The sequence below is a fragment of the Paracrocinitomix mangrovi genome (assembly GCF_019740355.2).
Classification (GTDB): Bacteria; Bacteroidota; Bacteroidia; order Flavobacteriales_D; family Crocinitomicaceae; genus Paracrocinitomix; species Paracrocinitomix mangrovi.
Genome location: NZ_CP091819.1, coordinates 1,374,850 through 1,388,332, shown reverse-complemented (window position 1 = coordinate 1,388,332; position 13,483 = coordinate 1,374,850). Strand labels below are relative to the sequence as shown.

8 protein-coding genes are annotated in these 13,483 nt (G+C 34.0%); 4 read left to right on the top strand and 4 right to left on the bottom strand.

Translation table 11 applies throughout. The features are described 5' to 3' along the window. Positions 1–25 precede the first annotated feature (25 nt). On the top strand, positions 26–2,317 hold the full coding sequence (locus K6119_RS06170) for an efflux RND transporter permease subunit (protein ID WP_221836748.1): 2,292 nt from the start codon (positions 26–28) through the stop codon (positions 2,315–2,317). On the opposite strand, the gene K6119_RS06165 is transcribed toward K6119_RS06170, so the two are convergent. The 3 genes from K6119_RS06165 to K6119_RS06155 all read right to left on the bottom strand — a co-directional run bounded on the left by K6119_RS06165 (position 2,300) and on the right by K6119_RS06155 (position 6,534). After that, on the bottom strand, positions 2,300–4,054 hold the full coding sequence (locus tag K6119_RS06165) for a M14 family zinc carboxypeptidase (RefSeq protein ID WP_221836745.1): 1,755 nt from the start codon (positions 4,052–4,054) through the stop codon (positions 2,300–2,302). The genes K6119_RS06170 and K6119_RS06165 overlap by 18 nt on opposite strands. A gap of 137 nt (positions 4,055–4,191) precedes the next feature. Beyond that, positions 4,192–5,331, bottom strand: coding sequence for a hypothetical protein (locus K6119_RS06160; RefSeq protein ID WP_221836742.1), 1,140 nt, complete (start codon positions 5,329–5,331; stop codon positions 4,192–4,194). A 30-nt stretch (positions 5,332–5,361) separates the two neighbouring features. Then, positions 5,362–6,534 (bottom strand): hypothetical protein, encoded by a 1,173-nt coding sequence (locus K6119_RS06155; RefSeq protein WP_221836740.1) that lies wholly within the window; start codon positions 6,532–6,534, stop codon positions 5,362–5,364. Between the two features lie 234 nt (positions 6,535–6,768). Here K6119_RS06155 and K6119_RS06150 point away from each other — a divergent pair, with 234 nt between their 5' ends. From K6119_RS06150 to K6119_RS06140, 3 genes are read left to right on the top strand one after another with little or no spacing between them, the layout of a single operon-like run. Next, a complete protein-coding gene (locus tag K6119_RS06150; protein WP_221836728.1) occupies positions 6,769–7,890 on the top strand; it encodes an efflux RND transporter periplasmic adaptor subunit in 1,122 nt (373 codons plus the stop codon). Between the two features lie 3 nt (positions 7,891–7,893). After that, complete coding sequence (locus K6119_RS06145) at positions 7,894–11,268, top strand: efflux RND transporter permease subunit (RefSeq protein WP_221836725.1); 3,375 nt, start codon at positions 7,894–7,896, stop codon at positions 11,266–11,268. Continuing rightward, positions 11,268–12,611 (top strand): TolC family protein, encoded by a 1,344-nt coding sequence (locus K6119_RS06140; RefSeq protein WP_221836722.1) that lies wholly within the window; start codon positions 11,268–11,270, stop codon positions 12,609–12,611. The genes K6119_RS06145 and K6119_RS06140 overlap by 1 nt, the downstream gene beginning before the upstream one ends. Here the strand turns inward: K6119_RS06140 and K6119_RS06135 are convergent. Further along, a complete protein-coding gene (locus K6119_RS06135; protein WP_221836719.1) occupies positions 12,608–13,417 on the bottom strand; it encodes an FkbM family methyltransferase in 810 nt (269 codons plus the stop codon). The genes K6119_RS06140 and K6119_RS06135 overlap by 4 nt on opposite strands. Positions 13,418–13,483 lie beyond the last annotated feature (66 nt).

The following is a 13,483-nucleotide window of genomic DNA, read 5'->3' as shown; positions in this document are numbered from 1 at the left end:
GTTGACGAAAAAATAACTCTTAAGGTTGGGAAGACTAAAAAATATAGCCACAATCACTTTAATCGCAGTAATACTGCTAAGTGTATTATTTGGTATTAAAATCGCAAATGTTCGATTTGACTTTGATTTTGAGGCATTTTTCTCTAAAAGTGATCCTGAAACTACTTTTTATGAGGAACACAGATCAAGATTTGAAACCGATAATGATTTCATCTTTGTTGCCCTCATAAATGAGCCAAGCATTTTTGATAAAGAATTCCTGACAAAAGCTCGAGATTTTGTTGATGAGTTAGCTGAGGATACAATGGTAGTTAGTGTTCAATGTGTTACACACATGGAAGAGTACGTCAAAACGCCATTTTCTGCAGCTGTAATGAGCAGGCCATATGTGCATATTGATAATCCTGAAAAGTATGAAAAGGATTCAGCCAGAATTTACTCACATCCTGAAATAGCCAACACCTTTGTTGATAAGGATGGTACCGCGATATTGATCAATATTAGACATCAAGAAAATCTATCAAAAAGTAGTTGTGATCAGTTAGTTGACAACATTGATTTGTTGCTGGAAAAGTACAAATTTCAAGATGCCAAATATGCAGGAAGAAGTGTTGGGATGGGTTATTATGTAAATCAGATGATTAATGAAACCCTGTTTTTTATTGGGCTTTCATTCATTTTAGTGATGATCTTTTTGGTATTTACTTTCAGGTCAGTTTGGGGCTTATGGGTACCATTGACCATTGTTGGAGCTTCAATGGTTTGGATTGTTGGATTTATGGGCTTGGTGAACGAGCCTATTAATTTAATTCTAACAACTTTACCTTCAATTATTTTTGTGGTGGCCATGTCAGATGTGATGCATTTGGTATCAAAATATCTGGATGAATTGAGATTAGGAAAGTCAAAGAAGGATGCGATTTTATCAGCATATAAAGAGGTTGGAAAAGCAACCTTGCTTACTTCATTAACCACGGCTGTTGGGTTTTTGACCTTATTGATGGTGGATATGCAGCCTGTACAAGCATTTGGAACCTACACTGCAATTGGGGTAGTGTTAGCTTTTATTTTAGCATATACTTTGTTGCCATCATTGTTGGTGTTGACCAAAATGCCTAAAATTTCAGGAAAACAATACAATCAAACTTTTTGGTACAAAATTCTTCATCCTTCTTTTTTATGGTTACTGAAGTATAAAAAGAGGTTGTTAATTGGGTTTACTATTTTATTCGGGGTAAGTATTTACGGAAGTACACTTGTAATAAACGATTATTTTCTTCTAGAGGATTTGAAAAAAGACAATGAGCTCAGACAGACTTATCAATATTTTAATGATCAGTTTGCCGGATTGAGACCTTTTGAAATGTCAATTAAGGTTAAGGATGATGATAAATCAATCTTTGACTATGAAGTTTTGCAAGAAATTGATAAAATGCAAAACTACCTTGAAGAGAATTATCAAGTTGATAATGCTTTTTCGATTGTTTCAATGTTGAAGGTTGCTAATCGAACCAATCATGGTGGACAAAAGAAGTATTATAAATTTCCGACAGAGGAAGAAGCTGATAAATATATTGAGCAGTTTAAGAAATTTGACAGATCGGGAGCATTATCTGTTATTGTTGATTCGACAGAGCATTATGGCAGAATTTCCAGCTCAATTGGAGATGTTGGTATGATCAAGATTACAGAAATGAATAAAGCGTTGAAGGGCTTTATTGATAGTGAAATTGATACAGATTTGGTTGAGTTTAAAATAACCGGAACAGGCCATCTTTTGGATATCAACATGAGTAGATTGTCTTCAAGTTTATTCAGTGGTTTAGCATTGGCTGTAGGGATAGTTTCTTTGTTAATGGGATTCTTATTTAGATCTTTTAAGATGGTAATCATAGCCATGATTCCGAATATACTTCCTATGTTGATGTTGGGAGCGCTTTTAGGTTTTGCAGGAATTGAGTTGAAAGTGTCTACGGCACTTGTGTTTACTATATCATTTGGTATTGCGGTGGATGATACAATTCACTTTATGAGCAAGTTAAAAATAGAGTTGGATAAAGGGAAACCAATGATGTTGGCGTTAAGAAGATCATTCTTGTCTACAGGTAGAGCTATTGTTTTAACAACTATCATTTTAATAGCCGGTTTCTTAATGTTAATGTTCTCTGATTTTTTAGGAACATTCTTTATTGGCTTATTAATTTCTTGCGTACTGATTTTTGCATTGATAGCAGACTTATTCTTTTTACCGGTCTTGTTAATTTATTTCTTTAAACCCCGTAAAAAGAAACAAAAGGAATTAACCACAAATAATTAGTCGAGCATCCTCAATATCTTTTTCTTTCAACGGTTTCATATATCTATAAATTGGATATCTATTATAGGTACGCTCGTAATTGTCTGATAATTTATACAAGTAATAAAGTTGGCTGAAAGCATCATTAGCAAATTCCTCATCTGCTTTTTTCTTAGCTTCAAATTGTTTTTTAAGTTCAGGATTGTCTGCCAACATTTGTTTTGCCGTTTCTTCAAAAATATAAGCTGAAAACCATTCTTTTTGTTGTAAAATTTCGTCAAAATAATTCCATGCAAAATAGCTGTCTACCGCATGTGGTTCTAACGTTTGTACAATGAATTGTGCGTTGGCATTATTGGTTGGGACAACATAATCTCCTTTATGAATTGTCATTGTTTGTATTTGCTTGCTAACTGTGGTATTACGGTGTAAATAATGACCTTCATAAGGATGAGAAACTGTGGTGTAATCATCAATATAATATACTTCTGTTTCAAGCTCAAGATCTTCAGTTGTTTGATACATCTTAATATCATTTAGTTGTAATCTAACTATTACATCAAGCCATGCCTGTGGAATTATATAATACGTTGGTCTTTTAACACTGTCAATTACTGCATATCGATTAAAATATCTTATTTCTTTGTCGTAAGGTTTGTCTTGATTGTAGTGTAATTTTCTTTGTCCTGTGATTTCACTTTTAGAATATTCAGCTTCATAACCTTTGAATTGCAGCATGTCAAATTTGGTGGTATCCAATTCCCAGTTAATTGGCATGTATTCCATTTGAGCAGTTTGTTTATCAGCCTCTTCTTTCAATTTGTATAGTTTGTAGCTGTTATCATCCATATACTTTATCATCACTTTTAAAAGTGAATATGTAGATAATACACGATCTTCATATTTCTTGAGCATATGGGCTTCTGAAACAAAACTCAAAGTGTTGAATAAATTTGTGTAGCCTGTAGAGAATCTGGGAGTTTCAAGAAAGTCTTTGATGCCATCATCCGGAGTTCCTCTAATACCATGTACATACGGAATCATTTCCCAATTACTTTTCTTCATTTCATCATAAAGTACAGGGTTCATTTGTTTCTTCACCATATTTCCTAATAATGGATGCATCTTATCAATTTGGCTGGTAATTAATGTCATTGTGTATTGATAATCGGCTCCATCACTGGTGTGAGTATCTATAAAAACATGTGGGTTTAGGTAATGAAAAATCTTGTAAAAAGTTCTTGTGTTTTTGGTGTCAGCTTTTATGTAGTCACGGTTTAAATCAAGATTTTTTGCATTTCCTCTAAAGCCATATTCTTCAGGCCCATTTTGATTAGCTCTACTACAACAATTTCTGTTGTGCGCACCTCCGACATTGTACATGGGAATAATTCCTATAATGACGCTATCAGGTATGTTTTTTGGGTTGTCCAATAATTCTTGTGCCAATTTAACTGAAGCATCAACTCCACATGGTTCGCCCGGATGAATGGCGTTATTGATTAGGAGAACAGTCTTTTTACCAAATTCTTCTTTTTTGAATTTTCCATCCTTATTGATAATAAAGAGTTGAATATTCTTCCCAAAATCACTTTTTCCAAATTGAATTAGCTTACAGTATCTTGGATTATTTTGTTCAAGAATTCTGTATTCATCCTGCAACTGATCGTAGGTGTAAGTTTGATTTTTTGTATAAGGTGCCTGACCTAATACACTGTAACAGGAAACTAAGAATATAAGTAAGTAAAAAATCTTCATGACTCAAACCAAAAATGTGGCTACAATTTACGGAATAATACCTGGAACTGGGGTATTATATTGATGAATGGTAAAAAAGAAAACCACCCCAAACAAAAGAGCTTGAGGTGGAATACAAAAACAAATTGAATGAAAATTTATCTGTTTATGCTTTTTTTCGATCGGGTTATATTGAATCCTACACTAAATCCTGCCATTCCTCCTCCACGATTTGAGGAATAAAATAAGTTTACTGGGATATTCAAAGCCCCAGACCTAAATGTTCTACCAAAAGCCATGACCCATCTTGTGCTAAATTTTATTGCACCTCTATCATCAAGATGTTCTTCAACAAAATATCCGTTTTCTTCTATTGCAGATGTCGATCCATCAAATCCTGCAGGATGTAAATCACCTTGTCTCCAATATTTGCCAGCTTCACCGTAAATTCCTTGGGTATCAAAAAATCCCCAAGAAATTTTCTTCAAGCCAAAACTAGGTCCAAAAGCAAATTCCCATCCTTGTTGCCCAAATCTGAATCCGTTCAGTAAAGCAAGATTTGGCATAAACTTACCCTGTTCTAATCCATTAAAGCTTGGAATAATCTCAAATAGAGCAGAAAAGTTTTCTGTTCCAACATACTGTGCTTCAAATTGATATCCCAAATTACTCATTACCGGAACCATGTCTAAACCTCCTTGATCTTCACCTCTTGTCATGAACTCAGCAATATTGCCGTGGGTAAAGCCAACTCCCATTCTAGGTCCCGAATTATTCACTCTTCCTACGTTGGTTGAGGTAATCACTTCATTTTTAAATTCAAGCCTTTTTACAAGTTCAGGATCTGAATCAATTCCCAATAATTGGTCAACTACAATTCCAATCATCCTTTGCAACTCTTGTTGTTGATCTGTAAATTCTCTGCTTACAGTTTTCTTCACTTCTTCCGAGTTTACATCAATCATTTTAAGAGTAATGATGATTTTGCGCCCAATCTTATCTATTGATCCCGATATTACCAGGTCTGCATTCAATACTTTTCCGTATTCAACAAGACATAGTTTTGAATAACAACTGTCATACTGTTCCGGATTTTGTACTTCGTACATGTCATATTCATCCAGTACATTGAATTTTTCTCTTTGTACCAATTCCATGCGAACTAATTTGGATGCAGTTGTTGGATGTGCATTTACATTAAAAGTGTTGATAGGACCAACCAAGGCTGTTTGTGCTATTGATGATTGGGCAATAATTAACATTGCCACAATTAGCATATTTTTAATTAACGTTTTCATATTCAATGTTTTTATTATTTCGTTTTAGAATTATCTATATCTGGTATTAATTGGCTCTTTACTTTTTATAATGTTGAAGCCCACACTGGTTCCAATTACTCCACCATATTTATTTCCTGAATAGTAGATATTTACCGGAATGTTTAAGGCTCCTGCTCTGAAAGTTCTTCCAAATGCCATTAACCAGTTGGTATTAAATTCAAGATTTCCTCTTGTGTCTAACTGTTTGGTCCAGCTTTCATTTGGTTGTACATATGGGTTGATAGGATATCCCCACTCATCAAAGTTGTTTGGGTCATTCAACCAATTGTTGTAATCATTATTTAGGTAGGTGTTTTTGTCTACAAAACCATTGTCAGTTTGTATTCCGCTAAGCATTTTTCTTGCCCCAAAACTTGGTCCAAATGCAAATTCCCAACCTGATTTTCCAAATCTGAATCCATTTAATAGACTTAAAGTAGGTATGAAATTCCCTTGCTCTAATCCACCTATATTTGGGATGATTTCAAATAATGCAGAGAAGTTTTCTGTTCCCACATATTGCATTTCAAATTGATAACCAAGATTACTCATTACCGGAACTGATTCTAAACCTCCAAGCCTTTTATCTCTCATAAAAAAACTGTTTAGCTCTCCAGTGGCTACATATGAAATTCCGAATCTAGGTCCCGAGTTATTTATCTTACCTACATTATTTGAAGTAATGAGTTCATTATTAAAAGCCAATCTCTTTTTATCTTCTGCGTCTACTGGTAAGCTTAGCATTTCTTGTAGAGTGATTTGCATCATTCTTGAAATTTCAGCAGGTTGATCATCAAATTCCATAGTTTTTGTGTTTGATAATTCACCGGTATTCACATTGATCATCTTTAAAGAGATGATAATTTTTGGTCCAAACTTGTCAATAGAACCTGATATTATTTGTTCTACTTCTAATGCTTTTCCCATATCAGTTAGACAAGTTCTACCGTAACAATCGTTAAAGTTCCCTTTGCCTTCTAATGCTGCTTCCATATCATAAGCGTCTAAAACATTGTACTTTTCTAGTTTCACTAATTCAATGCGTGTCAGCTTTGCGGCTATTTCTGGTGTTAAATTTATTCCGTGCGTGCTTAAAGGAGCTACTGCGATAGTTTGGCTATAGCCACTAATGTTTGAAAGGATAAACATTAACACATTTAGAAAAATCACTTTTGTTTTCATAACATTTCGTTTTCGTTTTATGATTACAAATTTAGATGCGATATACACCATATTAGAATTGAATTTCGCTTGACTAAATAATTATTTGCGATTATCGCAAATTATGTTTAGTATAGATTCATTGAAGATTACACAGCTTTGAATAAAGTAGTTGTAGGCTTCATTGAAATAATTCAGAGTTTTGTGAATTCTATATTGCTTATCTGTAATTTAGCGTCGCATCAATTTCATGATATGAAAGTTAGACACGTCGTTATCATTGCCATTTTTGTAGGAATCAACATTTTGATTTTTTCAAGTCTTGATTTTTCTAAAGATGAAGTAGAAGAGGTTGAAATAGAGACAGTAGTTCCAATTTTAAAAGCCTCTGAAGTAAAGATCACTGAAGAACAATTTAATGTTGAAGGGTATGGAACCATATCTGCTTTCAACTCTGTGGATATTTCAAGTGAAGTTCAAGGAAAACTATCGAAGGGAAGAAAGGAACTCAAAGAAGGAGTTAAGTTCAAAAAAGGAGAATTGATATTTAGTATTAACGATACCGAAGCTCAGTATAATTTAAGAGCAAGAAAAAGCGGGTTTATAAATATCATTGCTCAACTACTACCGGATATCAAAATTGATTTTCCTTCTGAATTTGATAAATGGAATGACTACATAGGTGACATCAAACTTAATGAGCGTCTACCAACTTTACCTGCCTGGAAAACGAAAAAGGAAAAAATATTCCTTTCAACAAGAAATGTACTTACTGAATATTTTGCCATAAAAGCCTTAGAAGAGCAATTAGCAAAATTTCATGTTTATGCACCATTTTCAGGCGTGGTAACAGCTGTTTTTGTATCTGATTATACAGTTATCAATCCCGGAACAAAAGTTTTAACCTTGGCACAAACAGAAAATTTTGAAATAGCGGTTTCAATTCCTGCTTCAAGTGTTGATAATATTGAAATAGGAACAGAGTGTGACATCTTTACAACTAGCGGAGAACTGAAAGGTAAAGGAAAAGTGAGCAGAATCTCTGAAGTAATCAATAAGAGTACACAATCGGTTGAAGCGTATATAAAACCAAAACCATTAGATGGTTATAAATTCATTGAAGGTGAGTATTTAAAAGTAGCTATCAATGAAACTGGAGTATTTAAAGGATTCAGAGTCCCTTTATCTGCTGTAAAAGAAAATGAGGTAATGATTTACAATAAATCAGATTCTACCTTAAGTACGAGGACAGTTAGTGTGTTAAACGAAAACAATAAAGGTCTGTTCATCAATGGGGTGGATAACAATGAGATTGTTATTACGCAAGAAGTAAGAAATTACAATAGCACCACAAAATATGGTGTATTGATAAAGTAAGCAATGAGGAATATTGTTCAGTTTTTCATAAAGAATCATATTTGGGCCAATGCGTTAATCATTGTAACATTGATGTTTGGTGCCTACAGCTTGATTAAAATGAACAAGTCATTTTTTCCTGAGCTGGATCCGCGTACAATTTTGGTCAATGTAGTATATCCCGGAGCTTCTCCTCAAGAGATGGAGGACGGTGTTACTATCAAAATTGAGCAAGCGTTGCGAGGAATAGATGGTGTAGATTACATGAGTTCTACTTCATCAGAAAATCTTGCATCAATTACCATCAAAGGATTGGAAAATGCTGACATGGATGAAATGTACAAGGATGTAGAGAATGCCGTAAATAGCATTAACTCTTTTCCTGATGGTGCAGAAAAACCGGTTATTCAAAAGCTGAAATCTAATCCAATGTCAGAATTAGTCGCAACCCTGAGCTTAAAGGGTAATGACGATTTGATGATTCTAAAAAAGGAAGCGGATAAAATTGAAAATGATCTTTATGCCAGTGGTCTTATTTCAATTATAGAATTAAATGGATTCCCTGAATTAGAGTTGGTAATAGATGTTAGAGAAAATGACCTTTTGAAATACGGAATCTTAATAGATGAGATTTCATTAGCTATTCAGAAGAACAATCAAGATTTAACAGGTGGTATATTAAGAAATAATGAAGAAGAATTAGTAATCCGTTCACGTGAACGCACAACCGACCCTAGAGAAATTGAGAAAATTGTATTGCGCACAAGTCCAGAAGGAAATAAAATAACTATTGGAGATGTGGCAGATGCTAGATTAGCTTTTTCTGAAAATTCAGTTGAGGTATTTTCACAAGGAACCCCTGCAATATCAGTTGATGTAAAAAAGACACCAGATCAAGATTTGGGAGCCATAACAGAGTTTCTTAAGGAATACATTGAAGATTACAACAAAAACAATGACAAGGCAGAGTTGTATATGCAATATGAGTACAATGCAAGTCTTCAGGATAGAATTAACTTATTGACAAGTAATGGAGTTGTAGGTTTAGTTTTGGTGCTTATTGTGCTGGGACTATTCCTTTCAACAAAACTGTCAATGTGGGTGGCTTTTGGAATTCCTTTTTCGTTTTTGGGAATGTTTATAATTGCCAGTGCATTAGGTCTTACAATTAATATGATTTCACTCTTTGGGATGATATTGGTTGTGGGGATCTTGGTGGATGATGGAATTGTAATTGCGGAGAATATTTACTCACATTTTGAAAGAGGAAAAGGGCCATTTAAAGCTGCGTTGGACGGTACAATGGAGGTGATTCCTTCTGTATTTACCTCTGTTTTAACAACGATTGCTGCCTTTTCAATTTTACTATTTGTAGATAGAATGGAAATGATGCGTGAGATGCCAATTGTAGTAATATTGGCACTATCATTTTCTTTAATTGAAGCATTTGTTGTCTTGCCTGTTCACTTGGCAAGTAAGTCAGTATTATCCAAAACTACTCCGGGTACATTGAGATTTAAAATTCGTGACAAAATAACTGCGGCGATTAATTATGTGAAGGATAAAGTTTTTATGGACGTGCTCGATTTTGTATTGGGTAGGTACAGACTTTATGTATTGTTGCCATTAGTGTTTACCATTTTCGTTATCATTTTCAGTGTGAAGGGAATGATTAATTACACTTTCTTCCCGGAAATAAAGCCGGATAGAATTTCAATGGAAATTTCTTTTGAGCAAGGTACAGGTAAAGAGATTACAAAGACCTGGTTATTGGAAGCGGAAAACAAGGTGAACGAAGCTAATATGGAATTAGCTCAGGCAACAGGTGATACACTTTTATCAGATTATTCAATCATACTTGGAAGTGCCAGAAATATTGGTGAATCCGGTTTTCATACTGGAACTTTTAATATGACCATTGAAGGAGAAGGAAAAAAGACTCCGGTAGATTCATTGATTGAAAGAATAAAGGTAAAGGTCCATGAAATTGAAAATACGCAGATTGCGACCAACTTTTTTATTGGAAATGGCTTCAATAACTTCGGAAAACCAATTGAGTATTCGTTTACAGGAAATGATGATGTACAAATTAGAGCTGCCAAAGATCGATTTAAGGAATATTTAGCTGAATTACCTTTAGTAAGTAACCTTAAGGATAATGAACCTTTGGGAAGAAAGGAAATTAATTTGGAAATGAAGCCTGAAGCCGATTTTTACGGAATGGGAATTTTTGAGGTGACAAAACAAGTTAGGCAAGGTGTGTTTGGTCAAGAAGCTCAAAGAGTTATTATTGGTACGGATGAAGTAAAGGTGTGGGTGCGATATGCTGAAGAAGACAGAGAGAATCAGCAAGACCTGAAGAATATCCGTATTAAGTCTGCAGATGGCAAGCAGATATTGCTGACCGAACTGGCAACTTACCATATTGAAAGAGGACCTGTAAGTTTAAAAAGGAGAGATGGAAGAAGAGAAATTGTTGTAGACGCGAGTGTAGACGATCCAACTAAAGTAGGGGAGGTTAATGGTAAGATTGTGAAAGAAGTTGTGCCTAAAATTAATCAGGAGTTTCCAGGTGTAGATGTGATTCAAAGAGGACAGGGGGAGAGAAGTGAAAAAGCTTTGACTTCAATGAAAATAAATGTGGCAATATTGTTCATTGTAATGATATTGATAATGTCATTGAACTTTTCATCTGTTTGGCAGGCTTTATTAATCCTGATTGTCGTTCCTGCCGGTGTTGCTGGAGGAATTTTGGGCCATTCAATTGTTGGGATGCCGGTATCTATTTTAAGTGCATTCGGAATGATCGCCTTAATCGGAATCTTGATAAATGACTCAATAGTTTTCTTAGATACTTATAACAGGAATATTCTTGAAGGAATGGGAGTGAGAGAAGCAGTAGTTGATGCTGCAAAATCCAGATTTAGACCAATTTTACTTACTTCTGTAACTACAGTGGCTGGATTACTTCCGCTTATTACAGAAACTTCTTTTCAAGCACAGTTCTTGATACCAATGGCAGTTAGTATTGCATTTGGTTTGATTTTCGGTACATTCTTTATTTTATTCTTCTTTCCAACTGTGATAATGGTGCACAATGATATGAGAAGAGTTTGGAACTTTGTGTTGAATGACAAAGAAGTATTTAAAAATGATCAAACACGTTTGGAAGAAGCATCAGGTGTTGCGAAATCTATACCTAGAATATTGTTATTAGTGGCAACACAATTTTTGTATTTAATTGCCTTGTTTTTAATGCCGATTCTGGTGTTTTTTCCAAAGATGGTTTTCAATCATATTATTAAACTTATTTGGGGAAACAAGAATATCGGTCCGGGAAGAGAATTGGAGCCTGTCCTGCTAAACAAGAAACATCAAGCTGAAAAAGAACAAGAGTAATGAAAAAGTACCTGCTTTTAATAATATTATTCATGACAGGAAGTCTTTATGCTCAAGAAGACTTGACGGTAATGGGTGCCATAAAAAAAGCCCTTGAAAAGAATTTTGATATCCAATTAATTGCGGGGAATTATCAAGCTGCAAAACTTCAAAATTCATGGGGACAAGCTGGATTGATTCCTACTTTTTCACTTAATGTTACAAATAATACGGCTTTACAGGATAATACCAACAATCCGGCAACTTTTTTTCCGGGTGTATTATTAAATGATAATCTTCAGGCTTCATTACAAATGCAGTGGACAGTGTTTAGTGGTTTTGCTATTAAGATCAATAAAGAACGGTTTGAAACATTGCAGGCCCAAACTAGAGGAAATGCGATTATCGTTATTGAATCAACAATACATGATGTCATACTGGCTTATTATAGTGCGGTGGTTCAGCAAAGAAAGATGGATGTATTAACAGAAGTATTAGATTATGCAAGAAAGGAACGTGATTATTTTGAAATAAAGAGTGAGATGGGGATCAGTACAAGTTTGGATATGTTAGAGTTTGAAAATCAAATTTATACTGATTCTACTAATTTACTACTTCAAGAATTGTCGTATAATAATGCTATGCGCAATATGAATATGATAATGGCTGAAGATGTAGGTGTTAAATATAATTTGACAGATTCATTGAATTTTTCAGTTCCTGTTATCACTTATGAAGAACTGCAAACTAGAATGATGTCTGATAATGTTAGTTTAAAGAATCAATTCATTAATTACGAACTTAAAGAGCTTGAGGTAAGTGCTAAAAAAAGTGCTTACTATCCTGTTATTACTTTGAATCTTTCAACTACTCCTGCGGTTGGATATTTTAGATTGTATGGAGATCAAGGCTTTAGTGCTAATACTAATTCTTGGTCGCACAATGCAACGGTGAATTTGCGATATGACTTGTTTCAAGGGATGAACAGAAAAAGAAATGTTCAAATTGCTGAGTTGCAACAAGAATTGGCAGGAATTGAAATTGAACAGATGAAATTAAATTTATCTCATCAACTTCGTTCAAATTTTGAGCTGTACAATACGAGATTAAAAGTTAAAAATTTGGCAGTTGAAAGATTAAAGAATGCATCTAAACTTTGGAATCTAGGTAAAGAAAAGTACAATCTGGGATTAATAAACGTGTTTAATTTAAATGCGATTAAATTAAGCTATGAGCAAGCTGTTCTTAACTATTATGACCGCTTGTATGATTTACTTCAAACGCATTATGACTTGTTGAGGCTGACAGGAGAGATTTCGCAACAATACAAGATAGACGAAAACTTTGATCCTTCTGATAATTAGTTAAAAAAAGTCTCAAATCCTTCAATTGATGCTTGCAATGCCACCGTATTTGCATCTTGTGAAAACACTTTATAGCCGTTATCTTTTAAAAGTTGAATACAAGCCACTTGATCTTCTTCACTTAAGTGACTCTTTTCATAAATTACCAAATCAGGTTTGTTTTTAGAGATATTAAACATTTTGATTACCTCGTAGTCAAATCCTTCTGTATCTATCATTAATAAGTGAATATGTTCAAAATGGTATCTACTAATAATACTTGCAGCACTTATAATTTCAACTTCTTCCTCAATTATATGCAAAGATTTATCCTCTGGGATTTGAGTGCCTTCTTTACTGCATTTTCTTTGAACATGACCATTTGTAAAAGCTTTTTCAAGAGTTGCTTTGTCGAATGTAGTCAATCCGGTTGCCCATCTGGCATTTGTGAAACCAATTTTATAGATTTTAGCTTTGCCATCCTTTTCACCTAAAGCAGCATTTAAAGTATGAATGTTGGAATGTTTCTTATAAATTTTACTCAAAAATTCCTCATATACATAGCGTTGAGGTTCCAGTAAAACACCATTCCATTTATCTCTTTTAATAAACTTATGAATTGGATCATGAGTAATCCCATCATTTGCACCAATCTGGATGACATTAAAAGAGGTTCCTATTTTTTTTGAAAAATCACTTAATAGCAATTCAATGCTTCCATCTTTCGGCTTATAAAAATACTTGTAGTACATCATAAACAAAAAATTATTGGATGCACTTAAGTTAAAGCGAAGCTTAAAAAATATTGCTTTCAGTTTGTTCTTCATAGGTGGTAAAAATAGAGATACTTTTTAAGCTTTTGGTTACCATTTTAAAAATCCAACATAAAAACT

What these genes read in the sequence shown, in the direction of transcription:
- K6119_RS06165 (WP_221836745.1), bottom strand. Translation starts at nt 4,054, where the DNA reads ATGAAGATTTTTTACTTACTTATATTCTTAGTTTCCTGTTACAGTGTA.
- K6119_RS06160 (WP_221836742.1), bottom strand. Translation starts at nt 5,331, where the DNA reads ATGAAAACGTTAATTAAAAATATGCTAATTGTGGCAATGTTAATTATT.
- K6119_RS06155 (WP_221836740.1), bottom strand. Translation starts at nt 6,534, where the DNA reads ATGAAAACAAAAGTGATTTTTCTAAATGTGTTAATGTTTATCCTTTCA.
- K6119_RS06150 (WP_221836728.1), top strand. Translation starts at nt 6,769, where the DNA reads ATGAAAGTTAGACACGTCGTTATCATTGCCATTTTTGTAGGAATCAAC.
- K6119_RS06145 (WP_221836725.1), top strand. Translation starts at nt 7,894, where the DNA reads ATGAGGAATATTGTTCAGTTTTTCATAAAGAATCATATTTGGGCCAAT.
- K6119_RS06140 (WP_221836722.1), top strand. Translation starts at nt 11,268, where the DNA reads ATGAAAAAGTACCTGCTTTTAATAATATTATTCATGACAGGAAGTCTT.
- K6119_RS06135 (WP_221836719.1), bottom strand. Translation starts at nt 13,417, where the DNA reads ATGAAGAACAAACTGAAAGCAATATTTTTTAAGCTTCGCTTTAACTTA.